Annotated in this window: 20 protein-coding genes and 1 other annotated feature; of the genes, 4 read left to right on the top strand and 16 right to left on the bottom strand. The window is 47.8% G+C overall.

The genetic code is table 11. The features are described from left to right. The first annotated feature begins 41 nt into the window (after positions 1-41). The 3 genes from KNP88_RS14775 (at position 42) to KNP88_RS14765 (ending at position 1,885) form a co-directional block, all read left to right on the top strand. Positions 42-518: a pyridoxamine 5'-phosphate oxidase family protein gene (locus KNP88_RS14775; RefSeq protein WP_088836736.1), complete on the top strand. Its 477-nt coding sequence runs from the start codon at positions 42-44 to the stop codon at positions 516-518. Positions 519-632: 114 nt separating this feature from the next. Further along, positions 633-1,604, top strand: coding sequence for a cation diffusion facilitator family transporter (locus KNP88_RS14770; RefSeq protein WP_214894467.1), 972 nt, complete (start codon positions 633-635; stop codon positions 1,602-1,604). Further along, on the top strand, positions 1,601-1,885 hold the full coding sequence (locus KNP88_RS14765) for an MGMT family protein (protein ID WP_214845385.1): 285 nt from the start codon (positions 1,601-1,603) through the stop codon (positions 1,883-1,885). The genes KNP88_RS14770 and KNP88_RS14765 overlap by 4 nt, the downstream gene beginning before the upstream one ends. Positions 1,886-2,418: 533 nt before the next feature. Here KNP88_RS14765 and KNP88_RS14760 read toward each other — a convergent pair. From KNP88_RS14760 to KNP88_RS14720, 9 genes are all read right to left on the bottom strand, one after another. Next, a complete protein-coding gene (locus KNP88_RS14760; RefSeq protein ID WP_353048375.1) occupies positions 2,419-2,931 on the bottom strand; it encodes a pyrophosphohydrolase domain-containing protein in 513 nt (170 codons plus the stop codon). An 83-nt stretch (positions 2,932-3,014) separates the two neighbouring features. Next, positions 3,015-4,664, bottom strand: coding sequence for an aromatic amino acid hydroxylase (locus tag KNP88_RS14755; RefSeq protein ID WP_214894465.1), 1,650 nt, complete (start codon positions 4,662-4,664; stop codon positions 3,015-3,017). A gap of 59 nt (positions 4,665-4,723) precedes the next feature. Then, positions 4,724-4,927: a binding site (T-box leader), on the bottom strand. Positions 4,928-4,990: 63 nt separating this feature from the next. Continuing rightward, the gene (locus KNP88_RS14750) at positions 4,991-6,136 is read right to left on the bottom strand and encodes an FUSC family protein (RefSeq protein WP_088836731.1); all 1,146 of its coding nucleotides are present in this window, start codon (positions 6,134-6,136) and stop codon (positions 4,991-4,993) included. 108 nt (positions 6,137-6,244) lie between these two features. Further along, positions 6,245-8,179 carry a PTS fructose transporter subunit IIABC gene (locus tag KNP88_RS14745; RefSeq protein ID WP_029333226.1) on the bottom strand — a complete coding sequence of 645 codons (1,935 nt, stop codon included), beginning with the start codon at positions 8,177-8,179 and terminating at the stop codon, positions 6,245-6,247. A 19-nt stretch (positions 8,180-8,198) separates the two neighbouring features. Then, positions 8,199-9,119 (bottom strand): 1-phosphofructokinase, encoded by a 921-nt coding sequence (pfkB, locus tag KNP88_RS14740; protein WP_088836729.1) that lies wholly within the window; start codon positions 9,117-9,119, stop codon positions 8,199-8,201. Then, positions 9,116-9,862: a DeoR/GlpR family DNA-binding transcription regulator gene (locus KNP88_RS14735; protein ID WP_029333224.1), complete on the bottom strand. Its 747-nt coding sequence runs from the start codon at positions 9,860-9,862 to the stop codon at positions 9,116-9,118. Before KNP88_RS14735 ends, pfkB begins: the two co-directional genes overlap by 4 nt. A gap of 247 nt (positions 9,863-10,109) precedes the next feature. Continuing rightward, the gene (locus tag KNP88_RS14730; RefSeq protein ID WP_088836728.1) at positions 10,110-10,937 is read right to left on the bottom strand and encodes a fumarylacetoacetate hydrolase family protein; all 828 of its coding nucleotides are present in this window, start codon (positions 10,935-10,937) and stop codon (positions 10,110-10,112) included. An 87-nt stretch (positions 10,938-11,024) separates the two neighbouring features. After that, positions 11,025-12,470 carry a SulP family inorganic anion transporter gene (locus KNP88_RS14725; RefSeq protein WP_029333221.1) on the bottom strand — a complete coding sequence of 482 codons (1,446 nt, stop codon included), beginning with the start codon at positions 12,468-12,470 and terminating at the stop codon, positions 11,025-11,027. A 65-nt stretch (positions 12,471-12,535) separates the two neighbouring features. Continuing rightward, positions 12,536-13,444 (bottom strand): TetR/AcrR family transcriptional regulator, encoded by a 909-nt coding sequence (locus KNP88_RS14720; RefSeq protein ID WP_088836727.1) that lies wholly within the window; start codon positions 13,442-13,444, stop codon positions 12,536-12,538. Positions 13,445-13,623: 179 nt separating this feature from the next. Between KNP88_RS14720 and KNP88_RS14715 the strand changes: the two genes are divergently transcribed. Beyond that, positions 13,624-15,096 carry a DHA2 family efflux MFS transporter permease subunit gene (locus KNP88_RS14715; RefSeq protein ID WP_214894464.1) on the top strand — a complete coding sequence of 491 codons (1,473 nt, stop codon included), beginning with the start codon at positions 13,624-13,626 and terminating at the stop codon, positions 15,094-15,096. Positions 15,097-15,208: 112 nt separating this feature from the next. Here KNP88_RS14715 and nrdG read toward each other — a convergent pair whose 3' ends face one another. From nrdG to KNP88_RS14680, 7 genes are all read right to left on the bottom strand, one after another. Further along, positions 15,209-15,679 (bottom strand): anaerobic ribonucleoside-triphosphate reductase activating protein, encoded by a 471-nt coding sequence (nrdG, locus tag KNP88_RS14710; protein WP_214801108.1) that lies wholly within the window; start codon positions 15,677-15,679, stop codon positions 15,209-15,211. After that, the gene (locus tag KNP88_RS14705) at positions 15,651-17,486 is read right to left on the bottom strand and encodes an anaerobic ribonucleoside triphosphate reductase (RefSeq protein ID WP_214894463.1); all 1,836 of its coding nucleotides are present in this window, start codon (positions 17,484-17,486) and stop codon (positions 15,651-15,653) included. The genes nrdG and KNP88_RS14705 overlap by 29 nt, the downstream gene beginning before the upstream one ends. Before the next feature lie 138 nt (positions 17,487-17,624). Beyond that, on the bottom strand, positions 17,625-18,077 hold the full coding sequence (locus KNP88_RS14700) for an NUDIX hydrolase (protein ID WP_214894462.1): 453 nt from the start codon (positions 18,075-18,077) through the stop codon (positions 17,625-17,627). A gap of 118 nt (positions 18,078-18,195) precedes the next feature. After that, on the bottom strand, positions 18,196-20,220 hold the full coding sequence (locus KNP88_RS14695) for a HAMP domain-containing sensor histidine kinase (RefSeq protein WP_214894461.1): 2,025 nt from the start codon (positions 20,218-20,220) through the stop codon (positions 18,196-18,198). A gap of 96 nt (positions 20,221-20,316) precedes the next feature. Then, positions 20,317-20,862 (bottom strand): AAA family ATPase, encoded by a 546-nt coding sequence (locus KNP88_RS14690; protein WP_214894460.1) that lies wholly within the window; start codon positions 20,860-20,862, stop codon positions 20,317-20,319. 87 nt (positions 20,863-20,949) lie between these two features. Continuing rightward, positions 20,950-21,630 carry an LrgB family protein gene (locus KNP88_RS14685; RefSeq protein WP_214845371.1) on the bottom strand — a complete coding sequence of 227 codons (681 nt, stop codon included), beginning with the start codon at positions 21,628-21,630 and terminating at the stop codon, positions 20,950-20,952. After that, positions 21,623-22,012: a CidA/LrgA family protein gene (locus tag KNP88_RS14680; RefSeq protein ID WP_214894458.1), complete on the bottom strand. Its 390-nt coding sequence runs from the start codon at positions 22,010-22,012 to the stop codon at positions 21,623-21,625. The genes KNP88_RS14685 and KNP88_RS14680 overlap by 8 nt, the downstream gene beginning before the upstream one ends. Positions 22,013-22,404 lie beyond the last annotated feature (392 nt).

The following is a 22,404-nucleotide window of genomic DNA, read 5'->3' as shown; positions in this document are numbered from 1 at the left end:
CTTAAAGTGATCAAAAAAAATGAACAGATGGGGTGTTGTACATGTCAACGAATCAAGAAGCAGTCGAAACGGTCAAAAAATTAGTCGATAAAATCGAAACGGCGATGCTGACGACAGTGTCAGATGAAGGTCTTGTCTCGCGTCCGATGCAAACACAGGATATCGAGTTCGATGGCGATCTCTGGTTCCTCACTTCAAAAGAAACCGGGAAATACAATGAAATCTTAAAAAATCCGAGTGTCAACGTCGCCTATGTCGACAAATCATACGTCTCGATTCGCGGGAAAGCAGAAATCGTCGAAGATGTCGCCCGTAAAAAAGAACTATGGAGTCCCCGTTACGAAGCGTATCTCGGGACAAGCTACGAAGATCCGAAAGTCGTCTTAATCAAGATTGATACAGAAGCTGCCGAGTACTGGGAAACGGGAAACACGACTAAGTCTGTCAAACAAGTCCTGAAGAAAGTCACAGGAAATGATGACTCGAATGAGATTAACAAAACAGTTGATTTGACGTAATAGCTCGATATCCAGCCGTTCCGCCTCGTGCGGAGCGGTTTTTTGTAGTCTCTCCTATCAATTTAGTGTAGACTACTACTATTACTATAGTTTGTTAACAAAAGGAGCACACTCATGGGAGAATTCATTACGTTATTACGACGAGGAAATCGTTCGGCATTAACAGCCGGAATCGTCAACTCCATCATTGCCATCATCAAGACCATTGCCTACACCTTAACCGGAAACGTTGCGATGTTCGCCGAAATGATGCACTCACTTGGCGACGCCGCGAACCAGTTCTTCGTCTTCATCGGTTCAGCGCTCAGTAAAAAAGCACCGACAAAACGCTTTCCGAATGGCTTCGGTCGACTCGTCAACCTCGTTCTGCTCGGCGCAATTTTATTCGTCGGCATCATGGCTTACGAAACGATTCATGAAGGGATTGGACACATTATCGACCCATCGGAGTCAACGGGCTTCTGGATCACCCTATCTGTCTTATTTGCCGGTGTCGTCCTTGAAAGTGCTGTCTTCTTTAAGGCGATGAAAGAAATTGCCCACGATGCCAAACTGACAGCAAGAGGACCACGTCTCATTCTCGAAAGTTTTCGTTCATTAAAACAAGCGAAGCCTGCGACACGACTCGTCTTCTTAGAAGATTTAGTCGCGACGGCTGGTGGCATCGTCGCGATGATCGCCGTCGTCATCTCACATGTGACGCCTTATCATCAAGCGGAAGGCATCGCCTCTGTCCTCATCGGTCTGATGATGTTTTATGTCGTCGGTAACGTTTTCTTGCAAAACGCCGCCGGAGCACTCGGTGAAGCCGATGAAACGATGGCGGCACGGCTCGGTGGTTTAATCATGCAAGATCCTGACGTCCGTGATATCAGTAAACTTGAAGTCATCAAAGAAGGCGATCACTTCCACGTCGAAGTCGAGATTGAAATCGATCCAGCGATGACCGTAGCGCAAGCGGATGATATTAAAGACCGACTCGAACTGCAGCTTCGGATCCAACAAGACATCACGGATGTCACGATCGGTTTCGATGAGGACGATCAAGTCCAGCAATACATCGTCTCGACAAACGAAGAACGATGACCCCCTTCACGCAGGACGTCGTGGCGCTCATCCGTGCGATTCCCGCAGGACGTGTCGCAACATACGGTCAGATTGCACGTCTTGCCGGAAATCCCCGGGCCGCTCGCCAAGTCGTCCGGATTCTGCATAGTATGAGTCAGGCGGAACGTTTACCATGGCATCGCGTCGTCAACGCCAAAGGTGAGATTTCGCAAGGGATTGAACAGCAATTGGCCCTCGAAGCGGAAGGAATCGTCTTTCAATCGGACGGCAAGCTCGTGCTGCCGGATTATCAAATGTAAGCTGATTGTAGAGAACGGATATTTACTCACTTTCAAAAAAATAACCACTTCCCTGACTAAGCGGAAGTGGTTATTTTAGACTCTAGACAAAGTGCTATCGGGAGATAGAGCGTCTTTTTTCGTTGCTTTCCTCGGGTGAGGCGCAAGCCGTTGCTCCTTGATCCTCACGGACAACGAGCAGGGTCTTGCCTGCCTCTGAAAGTGCGTTAAAAACGCACTTTTCCCGTAGGAGTCAACGAAACGTGACGCTTTTTAGGTAATACCGTGACCAAAAAGCCACGCATGGAGACGGTTTAGAGCGCAATCCGTCTCGAATCGCTTAGAACCGCGAAAAGCAGTCGGTCGCGACCCTGCAGCTTTGCTTTAGCGGCGCGGAAGATTGTCGCTTTGAAGACGAGGCGAGACAGGGACGCGTGAACGGATTGCATCTCGATAGCGCATGCTTACGCTTCCTAATAGTTTGTCTATATGCTGAAAGAACCACTTCCCTGACTAAGCGGAAGTGGTTCTTTTTGTTCGATCGAAGTCCATCCTTATGCTTTTTCATCCATCTGCCGTAACACTTCGGCCTCGAGTTGCGGTTCCGGTGGCAACCAACCGTCCGGTTTCATGACTTTTTGATCGGATTCTCGGAAGATCGGTTGACCGTCTGGCCCGAGTTTCGCCATGTTCGCGCGTTGAACGATTTCAAAGAGAGGTCCCGGTTCGAGCCCTGCTTCGACAAAGCTACCCATGATGAAGTAAAGTGCGTCCGTCAATGCATCACCTTGACCTACGAGGCGTTCGACGGAAGTCGTCGGATAAGTTTCTTTTAATGATTTTTCAACAGCCCGGTCAATCCCTGCTTTGAGGGAATCGATTGCTGCTAAAAATTCCGCTTCATCCCGAGACGATTGATGCAGAAACTCGACTGCTGCTTCTTCTGTCGTCCAAGTTGCCCGTTTGATGCCACGCTCGAGTTCGAGCGGGGTTGGTCGTTCCGCTCCCGGGTGATTAAATGTTTGATGGAACTGTTTCACGTCTTGAAAATAATTTGGTTGTTTCACACTGTCCACTCCCCTATGTTTACGTTTCATCCATGAACCGTATTCATTTTAACAGGTTTGGACAGATTTCTCGAACGTCCACTTCATGCATGAACGAGATCAAGCATCTTGATGCCACGCGTGATCAACTCGTCGCGTTCCGGTGATGTCTGCTTCAGGCGCTCGAGGTCGTCAAGGAGACGCGGTTGGTCGACTTCATCTGCCAGTTCAAGCAGTTCAAGCCGGAGTAACCAAGCATCCGGTAACTGGACAAGTGTCTGATCAATCAGCTGTGACAGACGCGACTGACTCGCCTGACCTTCACGAATGGACCGGACGGCTTCGAAAATCGGATCAGCTGCCGTCAATGGACGTTCGATCCGTTCAAATTCAACGGTTTCCGGAATCGGTTTTAAAGCTTCGACTTCTGTTCCCGGGAAAGTTGACGTAATCGCACCGATCACGAGATCCAGTTGGTCGAATTGCTCCGTCACACCGTCTTTCGTTAGTCGAACGTCTTTCAGGACAGCGATGGCACGTTTTCCATTCACTTGCTCGATTGCTGCGATATGCCCCGTCAATTGTAACGTCCCTTCCATCCACTCGAGTTGCTCGCCGACTTCGACTTGCTCGAGAACCGCGTTCAATTCTTCTCCGTGCAAGAGTGTAAATCCGTTCGGGTGCTCCGTCTGGGATTGGCCGTCTAACACTTCGCCATTCGCAGCGAGTGCCGTCGGCCCAGTAAATCGAACGAGATCAAGTGTTTCGAATGTTTCTTGTGCTGCCGGAACACCGACGAGCGAAAGACCGGATGCAAAGACGAGCGTCGACAGGTTACCGGACTCGACCGCCTTGATGAGACCGTGGCGTCCACCACGGACGTAAGACATCGTCTGTGCAAACTCTTCTAACGCGTCACGCAGTTGTTCAAAGGACTCACAGACGAACAATTCTTTTTGCATGCTCGTGACGTCATGTTTTGTTGCGAGTGCCTTCGCAAGTGAAAATGGATGTTTCTTGACGGCATCCGTCAAGCAGTGGCGGCTTTCCCCGACTGAGGACAGAAGACCTGCCCCGTAAATTTGCGGGTTGTCAAGATCACCGATTAAACCAAACTCGACCGTCCACCAAAAGAGGCGTGAAATTTCATTGGCTTCCGAAATCCCTGTGACATGGGTCCGTGTTTCCGCGAGTGCGATTTCAGCTTGCTCGATGTCTTCCGGTGTTGAAAATGGACTTTCTTTGACAATCGTTAATTTTTTCAGCGCCTTAAAGACATCATGTTCTGCTTTATGATTGAAGGCATGTGCTCCGATTTCACCGAACCGGCGGACAAATTCAGCGTACGTCGGATTCATCAAAATTGGTGCGTGTCCTGCCGCTTCATGCAGAATGTCCGGTGCCGGCGTGTAAAGAATGTTATCGACCTTCCGAATGTCGGTTGCGATCGGCAGGAGACCGTGTCCTTGGAAGTCGAAGAAGGCGACACCCGGAATCAAACCGTCGACGGCGACCGTTCCCCAACCACCGCGACTGAGGTTCGCCGTCATTTCGCGGACATCAGGAATACGTTCCGGGCTGATTCCTGAAGCAGCAAGCCCTTCGAGGTACGCCGGGTGTGCCGTATGTTGCAATGTATTTAAATTCAAGCGCATGACGTAGCGCCAGACCGCATGATCCGTTGGTGTGTAATCTTCGTAATGCTGTGGTGCGACGTGTGGTTGTAAGTGACTTGGAATGATTGGTGTAGACATATGAAGTTCCCCCTTGGATTAAATTAAACAACAAAAAGTCCCTGTCGGACATCAAGTCCGACAGGGACGACGAAAGCCGCGGTACCACCCTGATAATCCATGCGAGGCATGAATCACTTCATTACGGGATAACGGTTTTCTCCGCTTGCTTCGCAAGAGACTCAGAAACTGTAATTCGATTCAATCTGTGTACACGTTCGCAGCGCCACGTGCTCTCTGAAACAGGGAGATTGTTTCTACTTCGGTTTCGTCCTCGTCTACGTCTTTCGTTCTGTTATGCTGTTACGCTTTTAGCAACTAAAGTGCTGTTAAGAAGGACTATACGCTTACTTTTGGCTTTCGTCAATGGCTTTTTTACGTTTAAACCGATTAAATGTTTTGTCCCGGACTGATTTCTGTTCAATCGATAATGACGTCGCATGCCGTTTTAACGCGCCATGAAGGCGTTTTTCAAAAGCTTCAAGTTCTTGAATCCATTCATTCATCGCGACGACAATCGGTAAAATTTCCATGATTTCTTCTTCTTCGAGCTCATCACGATCGAGAAAAGAATGTTTAACGAAGGCGATATTTTCTTTCACTAAGTCTTCCATCGCGAGCGGTTCTTCCGTCAACAATAAATCATACGTCAACAGGACTTTCTCCTGCCGCTGGGCGATATGCATGACGTGGTAGAACAATTCACTGCGTAAGTCATCGGCGATGTTCGACAGGGCCTGTTCCCGCTCACGGAAACGTTCCGCTGTCGCGACACTCCGTTCCAAGCACGACTGCATGTGTTGTAAGATGATGATGTTACGAAGCAACGGGACATGTTTTTGGCGTGTCCCTCGTACTTCCTCCCGGTGCAAGTTAAATAATTGTTGTGTCTCGCGTAGGGATTTACTCATTTTATCGATTGCCGGGCGATACGGAGCGACCTTCCCTTCAAAAGCGATTGCCCGCGTGACGACGAGCAGCTTCTCAAATAGTTTTGAGGCTTTTTGATAATAAACGTTCCCGTACCGTGGCGGGAAAATCAATGCATTGACACCGAGGGCACACGCAATCCCGAGCATCACGAGTAAATACCGTATCAAAACGATTTGCCATAACGGCTCTGTCGCCCCTTCGACACTCTCCAAGATAACGATGATCATCAAGACGACGTGAGGAATCGTCCGACCGAATCCGAATGCCAGCAGGATGGAAATGGCTGCCATGATGACAATACCGATCGCAAGTGGGTTCGCAGGATTCGCTCCGAGAATCCATAAGGCGAGTAACGTTAAAAAGGCACCGATCAAGTTGGCCTCCGCCTCTTCTAAAAATTGTTTCCATGTTTGATAAACAGAAGGCAACAATGTCGTTGCTGCCGAAATCCCTGGTAAAATCGGGCTTAAGTTAAAGAGATTGCTAATAACTAATGCCAAAATAACGGCTAGTCCTGTTTTGATGGTACGTGGTCCAATTTGTAAGGATTGACCCCCCATAGTTGATCCCTCCTTCATAATGTAAGTATGCCCTCTATTCTTCCTTTAATATCATGAAAACGCAATAAAAAAATCACCCCCAGCGGACTGAGGGTGATTTCGTTTTGATTACGATGCTTTTGTAGCTGTTCCAGATGTCATTTCTTTTTTCGCGAGTTCTTGATCGACGAGCGGTTTCTTCCAAAGTGAGAGAATTGCCGCTCCGACAAGTGCACCGATTAAGATAGCACCTGCGTAGCTGAGTGCTGCCATCAATGTGCCTGAAGGGCCGTCGAGTAACGGGAAGACGAATACGCCGCCGTGTGGTGCCGGAAGTAAGACGCCGAAGACGATTGTAAGTGCACCAGCGATTGCTGAACCAATGACACTTGACGGGATGACACGAAGTGGATCTGCTGCCGCGAATGGAATCGCACCTTCCGTGACGAATGATGCACCCATTGCGTAAGCTGCGATACCCGCTTCACGTTCCTGCGGTGTAAATTTCTTACGTGCAAACAATGTTGATGAGAACGCGACGAGAAGTGGTGGCACCATACCGCCTGCCATGACCGCAGCCATGACTTCCGTGTTCCCTGCTGTAAGTGCTGCCGTACCGAAGACGTATGCTGTTTTGTTGATTGGACCACCCATATCGATTGCCATCATCGCTGCGACGAGCATACCGAGGAGGATTGCGTTACCGCCACTAAGTCCGTTAAGTGAATCTGTCAACCATGTCATGAACGCTGCAACCGGTTCGTTGATGACGAGCAACATGATCATACCGGTAATGAATGAACCGAACAATGGATAAAGCAAGACTGGTTTAATTCCTTCAAGAGCTTTCGGAAGACCTTTCAAAGCTTTAACAAGAACTAGAACTACGTAACCTGCAAGGAAACCGGCAATCAGACCACCGAGGAAACCTGCATTCCCTTGGCTTGCGAGGAAACCGGCAATCAAACCTGGTGCGAGACCTGGTTTATCAGCGATTGACATCGCGATGAATCCAGCAAGGACAGGAATTAAAAGACCGAATGCGGCTTGACCAATCGACATCAATTGACCTGCAAATTGGTTATACGTCGGGTCATCCGGGTTTGACGAGTTGATTCCCCAGAAGAAGCTGATTGCGATTAAGAGTCCACCTGCGACGACGAGCGGTAACATTGCTGAAACCCCACTCATTAAGTGTTTGTAGAATCCACCACGTGCTGGTGTACCGCTGTTTCCTGACCCGCTGCCTTTATAGACAGGAGCGTCCTGTTTGACGGCGCGATCAATCAGTTCCTTTGGTTTACGGATTCCTTGTGCGACTGGTACTTCAACGACGTGCTTGCCATTGAAGCGGTCCATTTCGACTGCTTTATCTGCAGCGACGATGATTGCTGTCGCTTCTTGAATGTCAGCATCCGTCAGACCGTTTTTAACACCTGTCGAACCGTTCGTTTCCACTTTAATCCGGACACCCATCTCTTCCGCTTTTTGACGGAGGGCATCTGCTGCCATGTACGTATGGGCGATTCCTGTCGGACAAGCTGTTACAGCAAGGATGTAAGGTGCGTTTTGATCGACCGTTTCCGGTGTCACATCAACAGGACCTTCTTCTTCCCGTTCCTTCGCTTCAATGGCCGCGATGACTTCATCTTCCGAACGAGCCGAGAGGATCGTGTCCCGGAAGTTGTTGTCCATCAAGTAGACTGAAAGCTTCGAGAGTGTTTCAAGATGGGCGTTGTCCGCATTTTCTCCAGCTGCAATCATGAAGAACAAGCGACTTGGTTGTCCGTCCAGTGCTTCATAATCAAGTCCTGTTGAACGACCGAACGCGATTGCCGGTGATTTAACGGCAGCCGTTTTTGCGTGAGGAATCGCAATCCCTTCACCAAGCCCTGTCGTACTTTGTGCTTCACGTGCTAAAATCGCCTCACGGTAAGCATCACGGTCGTTTAGTTTACCAGCACGGTCGAGTACTTCAACAAGCTCATCGATGACGCTTGCTTTTGTATCAGAACGTAAATCCAGTTTAATCGTATCGCGTGTTAACAGATCTGTAATTTTCATGAGTAGTCACACTCCTTTATTATGATTGAATGAGTTCAACGACTTCGACATCGGTCAATAACCGTTCGATGTCTGCTTTTGTACATAATCCGAACGAATACGCGGAAGCACTTCCTGTCGTCACGGCGTACCGGAATGCTTCTTCCGGCGGACGTCCGAGTGCATGACTCGCAACGAACCCTGCGACGAGTGAATCCCCTGCTCCGACCGAGTTGACGAGTTTTCCTTTTGGCGTATTCGCCGTGTAAGCCCCTTGCTTGTTGACGAGCAATGCCCCGTCACCTGCAAAGGAAATAATGACGTTTTCCGCTCCTCGTTCGACAAGCTGTTGGGCGTACGGGACGGCCATTTCTTTTGATGTGATATCGACATCAAAGATTTCTCCGAGTTCGTGATGATTCGGTTTAATCATGAATGGACCGAGCGGCAGCACTTCGAGCATTGCTTCTTTAGTTGTATCGACGGCAAATTTAACACCGCGTTCATTTAATAAGAGTGCAATTTTTTTGTATAAATCATGTGGAAGACTGCTTGGGATACTTCCGGCGAAGACGACGATGTCACCTGACTGCATTGTTTCGAATGTCGCGAGCAGCGTCTCTAGTTCTGCATCCTGAATAACTGGACCTGCTGCATTTAGTTCCGATTCTTGATCGGCACGAATTTTAACGTTAATCCGGGTTTCGTCAGCAATCGGTGTGAAAGCTGTCAATACGCCTTGTTTTTCAAGTTCACTTCGAATGAACTGTCCTGTACTTCCGCCTAAAAAACCGAGCGCTTCTGTCTCGACGTCATAATTTTTTAAGACGAGTGAGACGTTGATTCCTTTTCCACCTGCTACTTTTTCTGCTTGTTCGACACGATTGACTTGTCCTGCCTCAAATACCGGTAACGATACGTAATAATCGATTGATGGGTTGAGTGTCAGTGTATAAATCATTTCGCGTTCACCACCTCTGTATATTGACTGTATTTCGCTGTTTGTTCGTTCGATGCCATCGTGATAATCGTCGCCGCACGAAGTGGTGCAACGCGACTAAAACTGATTTCATCCAACTTGGTTTCGTCGACCAACACATACGATTTTTTCGCTAACTCAATCGCTGTCTTCTTTACGAGTGCCTCTTCCGGATCTGGTGTCGTAAACCCTTGCGTCGGATGAACGCCGTTCATCCCAAGAAATGCGACATCAAAGTGGTAAATCAACATTCCTTCACGTGCATTGTAGCCGACCAGTGCTTGCGTCGAATGCTTGAGTTGCCCTCCGACGACGAACGTCGGGATACGGTGGTAGAGTAACGTATTCGCAAGAGGAAGACTGTTCGTCACGACCGTAATCGCCTTCTGTTCGAGATAAGGAACGATGGCAAGCGTCGTCGTTCCAGCATCGAGATAGACATACATGCCGTCTTCGATTAAATCAGCCGCCGCTCGGGCAATTTGATTTTTCTCATCGACGAAACGATCTGTTTTCTCGACATAACTCGGCTCATCAATCTGCAGATGGTTTGCCGTCGCTCCCCCGTGAACACGGCGTAAGTGACCAGCAGTTTCCAGTTGTGATAAATCGCGACGGATGGTCGATTCACTAGCTCCCGTCCGTTCGACGATCGTCTGCATTTTGACGACTTCTTCTCGAGCGAGTAGCTCAAGAATCAGCTGATGGCGTTTTTTCGTTAACATTGGTTTCCCTCCGCATCTTTAATATAAAGCGTTTACATTTAAAAATCAACCAAAAACGTTCATTTTTTTATTTATTTCTCTAAAAAACATTCATTTTACGACTTTATTCGACAATAATGTCGATTTCATATTAATTATACATCAAAAACGGTCACAATATGACGGTTTACACAAAAAAACCGTTCAACGAGTGAACGGTTTATAAAGACAGGTAAATCAGCCTTTCAATTTTAGTTAGGTTTTTTCATTATGCCTTGACTTCATTGCGAAGGTGACCGATTCCTTCAATCGAAACATCGACAATATCTCCTGTCTGTAAGTATACTGGGGGTTTCATCCCATGACCGACGCCAGCCGGTGTCCCTGTCGCAATGATATCTCCTGCTTCGAGTGTCATCCCGCGCGAGACTTCCGTCAAAATCGTCACGATGTCACGAATCATCAACTTCGTCGAACCGGATTGACGCACTTGACCGTTGACACGCGTCTCGACCAGGACGTCAGTCGGATCAAACGTATCCTTCGTGACGATAACAGGACCGAATGGACAAAAACCATCAAGCGACTTCCCGCGGAAAAACTGGACGTGTTCTTTTTGAAGGTCACGCGCCGTCACATCATTGACGATGCTGTAGCCAAAAACGTGGTCCAGTGCATTTTCAGGTGTCAAATCACGCCCCGTCGTCCCGATGATGATGGCGAGTTCGCCTTCATAGTCCAGCTGATCCGTTAAATCAGCATGGCGTTCAATGGAATCGAACGGCCCGACGATTGCACTCGGCGCTTTCGTGAACAATACAAATTTCCCTGCTCCTGCCGTATCCATTTCTTTAATATGGTCGGCATAGTTTTTACCGACACAAATGACGTTACGCATCGGAACGTACGGCGCGAGCAAGCGGACATCTTCTGTAATCAATGGTGCGATGTCTAAATCAACATCCATCTCAAACCCCCGTGTGATGACTTCGAGCAATGAATCCGTATAGGCTTGTGTCGTCACGTCATACCGGTGTCCGTCCGACTCCACACCAATCCGTTCCCGTCCTTCTTGTTCAAATCGAAACCATTTCATGAAAACTCCCCCTTTTTTCTTAGTATACCGTTCACCCGGTCAGGTATACAAAAAAACCGTCAAGATTTTCATCCTGACGGTCCTTCATTATGCAATCCGGTGCGCTAACCGATCGATTAATGCTTGTGATTCTTCATTTAATGCAACGAGTTCTACTTTCGTCCCTGCTGCCTGATATTTCAAGACAACCGTTTCAATTGCTTCCGTCGCGGAATCATCAAATAAATGGGCGTTCGTAAAGTCAATGACGACTTGTTTCATTTGTGCATCGGCTACGATATCAAACTGTTCAGTAAATGTCGTCGTCGAGGCAAAGAAAATCGGTCCATTGATTTGATACGTGACTTGATCGTTTTCAACACGACGTGTCATGTTGATGCGCGAAATTTTCGACGCGAAGAGAATCGCTGCAAGCAAGATTCCGACGAGTACTCCCATCGATAAATCATCCGTCAAGACCGTCACGATGACTGTCGCGAGCATGACAGCAGAGTCACTTTTCGGTGAGTTCTTCAACATTTTGAATGAACCCCAATCAAAGGTCGCATACGATACAAAGAACATGACACCGACGAGTGCCCCCATCGGAATCGTCATTAATAAGTCATTCATCGTGACCATCAGCAGCATCAAGAATGCTCCTGCTGTGAAGGTAGATAGACGACCACGTCCACCTGATGTGACATTGATGACCGATTGACCGATCATCGCACAGCCCGGCATCCCGCCAAAGAATCCAGCAACAATGTTTGCGATTCCTTGTCCACGTGATTCCGTCGCCTTGTTTGATGTCGTATCCGTCATCTCATCAACGATTCGTGCCGTCAAGAGTGACTCGATCAAACCAACGAAAGCGAGTGATAAGGCATACGGGAAAATGATTTGTAATGTCTCGAGTGAAAACGGAACGTTCGGTAAGAAAAAGCTTGGTAGTGACGCAGAAATTTGTCCCATATCACCGATGACGCGCGTATCAAGTGAAAAGACGACCGTCAAAATCGTCATGATCGTGATCGCGACGAGTGGTGCCGGCAATACTTTTGTAAAGCGCGGGAAAATTAAGATGATGGCGAGCGACGCTGCGACCATTGCGTACATGATCCAGTTTTGTCCTTCGAACTGCGGCAGTTGTGCCGAAAAAATTAAAATCGCTAACGCGTTAACAAAACCAACCATGACGGAACGCGGAATGAAGCGAAGTAATTTCGCAACGCCTAAAAAACCGAGCACGATTTGAATGACCCCGGCGAGAATCCCGGCAGCGAGTAAATAGTCGACGCCATGATCTTTGACGAGTTGGACGACGACGAGTGCCATCGCACCTGTCGCAGCTGAAATCATTCCCGGTCGACCACCGGCGATTGAGATGATGATCGCAATAATGACGGAAGCATACAGCCCGACCATCGGGTTAACGCCAGCAATCAAGGAAAAGGCGATCGCTTCCGGAACGAGTGCCAAGGCGACGACGATTCCGGATAGAATGTCTGTTTTAGGTTGCAGCAGCCATTCCTTTCTCCATTGTGAAAACATATAATTCCTCATTTCTTTTTTTGTCTATTTCCTATCATAGTACCTTTTTGGGACGCAAACAAGACTCATTGTGATTTTGTCCGGATCATCACGATTTCATCGACCATTTCTTTATACGTCGCCATGATGTCCTGTCCACAGAAGATTGGATCCTCGTCGAGCGTATCGAGGGCACGACGGAGGAGATGAATTTTTGGTTTTTTTCGTTCGAGCAGTTCTTCATAGACAAAATCAAGCACTTCGTTATGTGCTTCCCTTGAAGCGTCTGAAATCGCCGACAAGCCAATCAACCGTTTCATGTGTTCATTTGTTTTTACGAACAGTTCTTTCCGGATGACGACCTCATCTTGCGGACGATCGAGCCAAACGGAGAGGAAACGTGGTGGAATCAATTGTTCTTCCGTTCGACTGACGTCGTCGACGAAATGTGTCAACCGATTAAAGACGTAACGGACGACCCGCTCCGGTTGTGTATTTTTTTCCGATTGACGGAAAAAATACATCGCGTATTGGAGCATCCCTGTATAAAGGACGGCGAAGTCAAGCAAGTATGGTGCTTTTTCCTCGCCAAACAAATCACGCATCCGGTGATAGGTCCATTCGATTTCAAGTAATCGGTTCTTTTCCATGAACGCCTTCAGTTCTTTTTCGTTCGAAGCGACAGCTTCTTCAAACAAGGTATAGAGCTTATATTTTTGCATCAGTTCAAGGTAACAGTTACCTTGTTGGATGAATGTCTCATAATCCGACACGTCGCGTCCGACCAAAATGTCTTTTCGAACATTACGCATTTTTTCAAAGACGACGTTAAATACGTCGATGAACAATTCGTTTTTCGATGAAAAGTAGTTATAGAACGTCCCTTTCGAGACATTACTGTGCTCGAGAATATCTTGAATCGATGTGGACTGGTATCCCTTTTCGACGAACAGACGATATGCAGCATCCAGGAGTTGTTTCTTTTTTGGGTTCATTTTCTAATCCCTCTTCTAGTAAAAGATCTTTTTGAGTACATTCGATTTTACCTCAATCTTTTTTATTTTAGTGTATAAAGCAAATAATTTGTAATGTTTTGCTTCAGGCGGTAAGATAGCTAAGTTGTAGAATTGAAGTATAACAAATTAGACACGTAGTATAAAAGGAGCATAACGAAATGCAATCAACCAAGCAATCATCTCGACTTTATCTTATTTTAGCTGTCCTCATGGCAGGCGCGTTCGTTGCCGTCCTCAACTCGACGCTATTAAATATCGCCTTACCTTCCATTATGGTTTCGCTCGATATTCAAACCAGTACGGCCCAGTGGCTGACAACGGGCTATATGCTCGTCAACGGCATCATGATTCCGACGTCTGCCTTTCTCGTCCAAAAGTTCTCAACCCGCCAGCTGTTTCTAACGGCGATGAGCTTATTTACGATCGGAACCATCGTCGCGGGTCAAACGGAGCTCTTCCCCGTCTTACTCGGTTCACGGATGTTACAAGCATCTGGTTCTGCTATCATGATGCCTTTATTAATGAACGTCTTGATCACCGGCTTCCCAATCGAGAAACGCGGACAAGCGATGGGGATTTTCGGACTCGTCATCACATTTGCACCGGCAATCGGTCCGACTCTGTCCGGTTGGGTGCTTGAGCATTACGAATGGCCGATGCTGTTCCACATCGTGACACCGATTGCTGCACTTGTTCTTGTTCTTGGTTTCTTCTTACTCAAAAAAGAAGTCGTCACAAGCAGTTTACGCATCGATCGCCTGTCACTCGTGTTGTCCAGTTTTGGATTCGGTGGGTTGTTGTATGGATTCAGTTCAGCCGGTTCAGCCGGTTGGGGATCATTCGCTGTCATCGGCTCCTTAACAATCGGCGTCATCAGTCTCGTCTCATTCATTATACGACAATTACGTCTCGACGAACCGATGCTTGAATTCCGGATTTTTAAATATCCGATGTTTGCTTTATCACAAGGGATTTCGATGGTCCTTAACATGTCGATGTTCTCGGCGATGATCTTGATGCCGATTTATGTCCAAACGATTCGCGGGATTTCCCCGTTCCACTCTGGACTCTTGATGTTACCCGGTGCACTCGTCATGGCGTTTATGTCTCCGATCACAGGTCGTTTGTTTGACCGGTTCGGTGCCCGGGTGCTTGCCATCATCGGATTGTCGTTGACAGTCTTAACAACGTTCTTCTTCAGTCGTTTGACGGCAGATACAGCGTATTCGTTCCTCGTCATCATGTACACATTACGTTTCCTCGGAATCTCAATGGTGATGATGCCCGTCATGACGAACGGTCTCAATCATATTCCACAACATTTGACACCACATGGTACGGCACTCAACAATACGTTATCGCAAGTATCAGGAGCAATCGGTTCCGGCTTACTCATTTCCGTCATGACATCACGGACAGCGAGTTACGCAACGGATCTTGCTGCGAACGCAACATCGGCGACAGCACCGAAAACGATCATGACGCAAGCGATGGTCGAAGGAATCAATGATACGTTTTTCATCGCGACATTGCTCGCCTTGTTCGCCTTAATCCTTTCGTTCTTCATTAAAAAGCGTCCATCGGAAACATTAACGGTCGTCGAAACGGTCGCTGAAAAAAAATATGCGTAACGGTAGCTTTCGCTTCCTTCCGTTATGAATGAAAAGAATAGACATGAAAACGCCGATGACTCCGGATGAAAGTGGGAGCATCGGCGTTTTTTTGTTGTCTGCAATCCGTCCGCTATCTGTTCTTGATATACTCCTCAATCTGTTTGGCGGAGAGAATCCGCTGGTTCGTACTGCCACGGATGGCAAGGCTCGTATCATGGAGCTGCTCCATGTAGGGTCCGTCAATCAGACAATCCAGTTGCCGTAAGATTCGACACGCGCGTTCATCTTTAACTAGGTCTTCAATCCGATACCCGGTGAACAAATAAATCTCATAGTCCGGTCGCAATACCAGGACGAGCTGTTCGAGTGCCTCGCGTTGCACGAATGGTTCACCCCCCGACAGCGTAATCCGTTTTGATCCGATTTCCTCGACCCGCTTGATGACGTCAGGAGTCGAGTAGGTTGTACCTGCTGCAAGCGACCACGACGATGGATTATGACAGCCTCGGCACCGATGTGGACATCCGGCGAAAAAGATGACCGTCCGTAAGCCGGGACCATCGACGACCGAATCAGCGACGATCGATAGCAGTCGTACCATGGTAGACCCGGTCCTGTTCTTCCGCCCGTTTGGCTTCATTCCAGCGTGCCATCGTCCCGACGAGATATCCCGTAATCCGCCGAATCCGTTCAATGTCTTCTCCGCCACAGACCGGACACGTCTGCTCGATTGTCTGTTCCGTCCGACAGGTCAAACAACGATCGATTGGATGATTGATTGAGCCATAGCCAATGCCTTCTGCCACCATCATCCGGACGATATCCTCGACGGCTTGCGGATTTTCTGCGAGCGCCCCATCCGTCTCGACATAGGTGATATGTCCTCCGTTACAAAGGGCATGAAACGGCGCTTCGAGGCGAATCTTTTGACGCATCGTTACAGCTGCCGTCACTGGAAGATGGAACGAGTTCGTATAGTAGGTTTTATCCGTCACACCGGCAATCAAACCAAACTTTGCGACATCATGCGCCGTGAATTTTCCGGACAATCCTTCCGCCGGTGTCGCAATCAGTGAAAAATTCAATCCCGTCTCATCCCCGAATTGATCGACAACGTTACGCATCGTCTGAATCAACGCCCGACCGATGTTATGGGCAATCGCTGAATCGCCGTGATCATGTCCCGTCAAAACGACGAGCGCTTCCGCGAGACCAATGAATCCGACCGAAAGCGTCCCGTGACGCAGGACCGGCTCAACGCGATCGGTCGGTTGAAGCGTCTCCCCGTCGCGCCAGACGTGTTGATAAAGAAACTGAAATTCTTCCGCCCGTCGATTCGCTTGGTACTGATAACGCTCGAGCAGCTGTTCGCAAGCAAGTTTCGTATAATCTGTCAATGTCGCAAACATATGATCGACCGTTTGACTCGTCAAGGCGAGACGAACGAGGTTCACACTCGTAAACGACAGATTTCCCCGCCCCGTCACGGAAGCTTCTCCTTGACGATTTTCGAAAACACGCGTCCGGCAACCCATGTAGGCAACTTCTTCTGCAGTCTTGCTGACGTTGAACGGGGCATCTAAAAATGCAAAGTTCGGAAACAACCGTTTTCCCGTGACTTTTGTCGCGAGCTGAAATAAATCGTAATTCGGATCACCCGGATTTAACGTCACGCCTGCTTTGACTTTAAAAATCTGAATCGGAAAGATGGGCGTCTCTCCTTTTCCGAGACCTGCCAGTGTGGCCTCAAGTAAGGCTTTCGTTAGCATCCGACCGTAAACTGAAGTATCCGTCCCGTAATTAATCGAGATGAATGGGACTTGTCCGCCACCGCGTGAATGCATTGAATTCGTATTATGAATAAAGGCTTCACATGCTTGATAGGTAATCTCGTATGCTTCTTGGCGCGCATATCTCGCGCGACGTGCCTTCGACCAGCTCGGAGCAATCTGATTAATTTTCTTCATTTGACGTGCGTATGTCTTCTCGACGAAGGGAGCTAAATCGGTATCAAAATTCGGAAAGGCTTGCCCACCATGCTGCATGTTTTGATTCGCTTGCATAATGATCGCAGCGAGCGCCATCGCAGAACGGATATCTTGTGCCGGACGAATCGACCCGTGACTCATCTGGAATCCGTTCGTCAGTAAGCGGCCTAACGGAATTTGAGAACAGGTCGTCGTTCCCGTGACATAGTAGTCAGCGTCATGGATATAGAGGATATTGTCCGCTAACGCTTGTTTAACGCGAGGCGTCACGAGCAAGTCTTCCATCATCGCCCGCGCCGCCGCACTCGCGATCCGGTTTAACTTCGCGAGCGGTGCTTTGCCATCGATGTTGGCATTTTCTTGGACATGGTTAGTCGTTGGTTCCTCAATCACTTGTCGGTACAAGGTGTTCACTTCCATCACTATCACTCCCTAGATATCGCTTTAGTTCTGTCTGTACGACTACTATATCTAGGAAGATTCGGCAGCAGCAATCCCTGCATACTTTTGATTTTTTGCAAGTAAACGTGCTAATTTTTCACGAAATGGTTGTAGAATTCAGGTGTTCTTCAGCTCCAGGCACGCTTTTCGAACTTTCAGAGCGCTATGAGGATTCTCACGACCGTCGAGCCACTCCATCAAAAACAGAACATCTTCCGGATACATGTGTTCAATTGTTCCGAGTTGCGCACGCGACATCCACGCCACCTGTTCAATCGTTTCGTCCGGGGCGTTGATCCCTTGACTGTCACCGATTCGGATAGCTTCAAAATAGGTCGTTTCGACTTGAATCGTTTGGATGACGGTCTGTTTTGTAAATAAGTTCTGTTTAATCTTTACGGGATACCCGGTCTCTTCCATGACTTCTCGCACACAGCATTCGGCTGCTGTTTCCCCTGGCTCAATCCCACCGGACGGGACTGCCCACGCCTCGGAACCATAACTCTTGATCATCAACACTTCATTTTTCTCATTGACGCAAACTGTTGCTGCACCATACCATTCTCGCATCGTCTAGCCCCCTTTCAGCTACTCGTTTCTGTTTAATCATTCGCGGTGCCCTTAAACATCCCCTACAAAAAAACTGTCTCTCCAACAAAATAAATTGTTGAAAAGACAGGTAGGTTGCTTACTTTTTAGTTGCGTTCGGTAACATGACTTTAAAGAGTGCCCCGTCTCCTAAGACAGACTCCACTTCAATCGTTCCGTCATGCTCGCGGACGATTTCTTTACAGATCGACAATCCGAGTCCCGTTCCGCCGATTTTACGACTATCCGAGTTGTCGACGCGATAAAACTTACTAAACAGGTGCGGCGTCGAACTGACAGGAATCCCGACACCAAAATCACGGACACTCAGTTCGATGTTTGCATCATGCTCGAGTAAACCAATGATGATATCACCGCCGTCCGGCGAGTACTTCACGGCATTGTTCAGTAAATTGCCAAGCAACTGCCTCATGCTGTTGCGATCGGCTTCTACTAGGAATGTCTGCCCTTGATCCGCATCGAGTTGAAGGGTATGCCGTTCCGTCGTCGCCTGATGAAATTGAATTTGCTCTTTGACGACATCGAGGAGATTAAATACCTCTTTCTCGTATGACTGCTTGCCTGATTCCATTCGTTGTACATTCAAGAAATCACTGACGAGATCAGTCAGACGTTTTGATTCGTCATGAATTGTCTGTAAATACCGTTTACTCCGATCCGGACCTAAATCCCGTTTTAACATCAACTCGGTAAAACCATAGATTGATGATAATGGTGTCCGTAGTTCATGCGAGACCGTTGAAACGAGTTCGGACTTCATTCGGTCGACTTCTGTTTCAGGCGTTACATCCCGAAAGACGAGGATCGTCCCGATTGGTTGTCCCTCATGAACGATTTCTTCAGCATAGACTTGAATAAAGTATGTGCCGTCGTCAATCGATAAGGAAAACATGTCTGTCGGAATCTGACCAGCGAGGACCTCCTCGAAATACATTGCGAATGCCTCTCGTTGATCCATCTGTTCGAACATCGTCTCGGGATTTACTTCAAGAAACGTCGTCATATCTGTTTCTTCCTCAATCTGAAGCGACTGGAAGATTTCAAACAATGCTCGGTTCCCGAGTATCACTCGTTCTTCATGTTTGACGTATAATATCGCTTCGCGGACAGAATTTAACAGTTGCGCCGTTTCCGCCCGCTCATAGTCCATCTGTTCATATAACGTCATCCGCATCCGTGAAATCGCAATCTGTTTTGCGAACGATGCCAGTTCGGTGATGTCATGTTCCGTGAACGCTTCATCAAATCGTGCTAAATAAAGGCAAGCGATCAATTCATCTTTTGCCGGGTCCATGATTGGAATGACCGCTTCATGAATGTAGTACGGGTAACCTAGCAACCGATCTTCGGTCACTTGCTTCGTCGATTGTGCACTTTCTTTTGAGACCATGACCCGTTTCAACAGTAACGATTCCGTTTTTAAGCTCTCTTGCTGCTCATCGGTCATCTCTTTTGGTACAACAGACGTAATCTCATTATTTTTGATGAACAGTAATGCCCCGAACTCCGTTTTCGTCAAACGGACAATCGTACTGATGACGGAAGAAAAATCAAATAAACTTTCTTTGGAAGCCAATGTCTCAATCAATTCATTCCGATCTTTCAGGTGCAATTCATTCGATCGTGTTGCCGTCAAAGACTGTTCGAGTTCTCTTTGCTTACCGGTCAAATCATCTTGTTTTTGTTCGAGCTCCTGATTTTGTCGTGATAGATCGGTATGTTGGGACGAAATTGAATCGGCCATTTCGTAAAAGGAGTCAGTTAATTGACCGACTTCGTTATTCGATTGGCGGTCATATTCTAAGGAAATCGACTTCCCTTCTGCAAGACGGTGACTTTTCTTCGTCAGCTCTTGCAGCTGTTCCGTCAACCGATTGATGATCGGTCTGACGATGAACACAAGACACAAAATGAAAATCAGTAAGTTCAAAAACCAGAACCATTGTGTTTTCTCTAATTGGTCGAGTACTTGACGTTTCGTCTGACTTGCTGCGCCGTCGATATATAGGTAGCTCGCAAATGACGTCAATGCCCCAATCGCGAATACCCCATAAAAAATCGACATCAGTTGTCTTCCTATCTTTTCGGTCATCCAGTTTCTCATAAAAAAATCCCCCTACTTATCTTCAAAAAATACAGGGATGTCTTTAATCCATCTCGTATCTCCCTGTTAATTCCCTGAATTCGGGTGAATCAATCATCAAAAGAGACGTTTACGACATGGCGGTGCTATATGCAGGTCACAACTCAGGGCAATCGCATCAACTACCCCTTGCTTCGTCAGTCGATCTGTCTGGATATGTTGATTGAAAAGCGGATCAGTCAATGCTTGAATGCGGGCATCTGCTTGCTGGCCTCCCCAGGAATCCGGTCGTTCAAATCGCCGAAGTAAACGTCGTTTGACCGTAGTCGTAGAAGCCATCAATGAAACATGATGGACGAGATACCCCCGTCGTCTTAATTCACCTACGATTTCATCAAAATAGATCGGGTTCGTCACCGTCATCGGTACAATGATCGTCCGATTGCCGGATTGATTGCTTCGTTCGAGAATCACCCGCGTCAGTTCCCGCCACAACGGTTCATCTTGAAAATCGCCATACGTGCGTGTCGACGGTAATTGTTCTCTCAACAACTGACCGACTGATTCCGGATCGAAGATATCAGATCCCGGTATTCTTTTTTGTAATCCCTTAGCCGCCGTCGTTTTTCCTACTCCAAATGTTCCATTAATCCAGATAATCATGATTTCCCCGTCTCCCTTGTCACTAGCATGGTAGACATACGAAAAAGCCGTCCCGCCGGTTTCAACCGTCGGACAGCTTTTTGCCTGTTAATAAATGAAGCGAATGATGTAGGGTGCCAGGACACTCGCAAAAATCGCCGTCAAGACCATCGTCAGCAATCCGACCGCACCCTCCCGTTGGTCGAGCGTCATCGATTTGGTTGCACCCATGACATGGGCAATCGAAGCCAGTCCGACACCCCGACTGACGAAGTGACGAATCTTTAATCCCGTCATCAAGCGTGGACCGACGAGTGAACCGACGAGCCCTGTCATCAGGACGAACGTCGCGGTTAAGGTCGCCGTTCCACCCGAACGCTCTGAAATCGACAGGGCGACGGGCAACGTGACGGATTTCGGGAGCAGTGCCAGATTCGTCGTCCGTCCGAGATGTAACAGGAGACCAAAGACGATATCTGACGTCAAGGCGATGCTCGTCCCGATGACGACACCTAAACCGATTTCCGGTAAAAAACGCCGGACATGGTGACGGACCGTATAGAGCGGAATCGCGAAGGCGGTGATGGCAGGACCGAGCATTTTCGTCAAATACTGTCCGCCAGTCATATAGGTCGCGTGGGATACACCCGTCAACGATAAAATCAAAATCATTGTTGCCGTCACGGTCAAAATCGGTAACGTCCAGACACGCGGATACCGCCGATACCCGGCAAAACCAATTAAAAAGAGGATGATCGTCAAAACGAGCCAAAAGAGTGCTTTAATCACGTGGCGTCACCCCATCTTTTCGATGAGCAAGCCGATCGACGATGTAGGCAGAACCGACGAGCGTCAACAAGCTACTCATGATGACAATCAATACGACCTGTAAGCCGTACTGGCGTAAGAATGCCGTATAGTCCATGATTCCCGACAATGCCGGAACGAAGAACAACGGCATGATGAGCAGCAACAGCCGGCCGCCCCGTTCGACATGTTTGACTTGGACGATTTTCGCCTTAAGCGCTAAATAGAGCAACAAAAGTCCGACGATATTCCCCGGTAACGCTAAGTCCAAGCTTTTACTGATCAGTTCACCGATTGTCGCAAAACAAGTGATCAGTATCACTTGCCCAATCAATGAAAGAAGTGCGCGCATTTTTGTAGACATAATTCCTTTTCCCCTTGTATGAACCGAATTCACTGTTCATTATCCGCTTCTGTTTGTGAACAATCAATGAAATGAGTCAAATTAGTTGATGTAATCGTTCTCACATGAATTGAAGGGACACTTCTTGATACACGACAGCTTTAAGGATGAAAAACTGTTCTTGAACAGAAAAACGTGTATGACTGGCTTACCGTCATAGTGTTACCTAAAAAGCGTCACGTTTCGTTGACTCCTACGGGGAAAAGTGCGTGTTTAACGCACGTTCTGATATGCTCCCCAAAAAGTAGACAGTTGAAATAAGAAAAACTGTTTACTTTTGAAAGGAGCTTTTTTCTATGTCCAAATTCAAGCGTTCCGCTAGTGAAAAACTATATGCCATCCAAACTTATGAA

This window comes from Exiguobacterium sp. H66 (assembly GCF_018618705.1).
GTDB classification, from domain to species: Bacteria; Bacillota; Bacilli; order Exiguobacteriales; family Exiguobacteriaceae; genus Exiguobacterium_A; species Exiguobacterium_A oxidotolerans.
The sequence above is the reverse complement of the archived record's forward strand: the minus strand, read 5'-3'. Positions and strand labels throughout refer to the sequence as shown.

What these genes read in the sequence shown, in the direction of transcription:
- KNP88_RS14775 (WP_088836736.1), top strand. Translation starts at nt 42, where the DNA reads ATGTCAACGAATCAAGAAGCAGTCGAAACGGTCAAAAAATTAGTCGAT.
- KNP88_RS14770 (WP_214894467.1), top strand. Translation starts at nt 633, where the DNA reads ATGGGAGAATTCATTACGTTATTACGACGAGGAAATCGTTCGGCATTA.
- KNP88_RS14765 (WP_214845385.1), top strand. Translation starts at nt 1,601, where the DNA reads ATGACCCCCTTCACGCAGGACGTCGTGGCGCTCATCCGTGCGATTCCC.
- KNP88_RS14755 (WP_214894465.1), bottom strand. Translation starts at nt 4,664, where the DNA reads ATGTCTACACCAATCATTCCAAGTCACTTACAACCACACGTCGCACCA.
- KNP88_RS14750 (WP_088836731.1), bottom strand. Translation starts at nt 6,136, where the DNA reads ATGGGGGGTCAATCCTTACAAATTGGACCACGTACCATCAAAACAGGA.
- KNP88_RS14745 (WP_029333226.1), bottom strand. Translation starts at nt 8,179, where the DNA reads ATGAAAATTACAGATCTGTTAACACGCGATACGATTAAACTGGATTTA.
- pfkB (WP_088836729.1), bottom strand. Translation starts at nt 9,119, where the DNA reads ATGATTTATACACTGACACTCAACCCATCAATCGATTATTACGTATCG.
- KNP88_RS14735 (WP_029333224.1), bottom strand. Translation starts at nt 9,862, where the DNA reads ATGTTAACGAAAAAACGCCATCAGCTGATTCTTGAGCTACTCGCTCGA.
- KNP88_RS14730 (WP_088836728.1), bottom strand. Translation starts at nt 10,937, where the DNA reads ATGAAATGGTTTCGATTTGAACAAGAAGGACGGGAACGGATTGGTGTG.
- KNP88_RS14725 (WP_029333221.1), bottom strand. Translation starts at nt 12,470, where the DNA reads ATGTTTTCACAATGGAGAAAGGAATGGCTGCTGCAACCTAAAACAGAC.
- KNP88_RS14720 (WP_088836727.1), bottom strand. Translation starts at nt 13,444, where the DNA reads ATGAACCCAAAAAAGAAACAACTCCTGGATGCTGCATATCGTCTGTTC.
- KNP88_RS14715 (WP_214894464.1), top strand. Translation starts at nt 13,624, where the DNA reads ATGCAATCAACCAAGCAATCATCTCGACTTTATCTTATTTTAGCTGTC.
- nrdG (WP_214801108.1), bottom strand. Translation starts at nt 15,679, where the DNA reads ATGGTACGACTGCTATCGATCGTCGCTGATTCGGTCGTCGATGGTCCC.
- KNP88_RS14705 (WP_214894463.1), bottom strand. Translation starts at nt 17,486, where the DNA reads ATGGAAGTGAACACCTTGTACCGACAAGTGATTGAGGAACCAACGACT.
- KNP88_RS14700 (WP_214894462.1), bottom strand. Translation starts at nt 18,077, where the DNA reads ATGCGAGAATGGTATGGTGCAGCAACAGTTTGCGTCAATGAGAAAAAT.
- KNP88_RS14695 (WP_214894461.1), bottom strand. Translation starts at nt 20,220, where the DNA reads ATGAGAAACTGGATGACCGAAAAGATAGGAAGACAACTGATGTCGATT.
- KNP88_RS14690 (WP_214894460.1), bottom strand. Translation starts at nt 20,862, where the DNA reads ATGATTATCTGGATTAATGGAACATTTGGAGTAGGAAAAACGACGGCG.
- KNP88_RS14680 (WP_214894458.1), bottom strand. Translation starts at nt 22,012, where the DNA reads ATGTCTACAAAAATGCGCGCACTTCTTTCATTGATTGGGCAAGTGATA.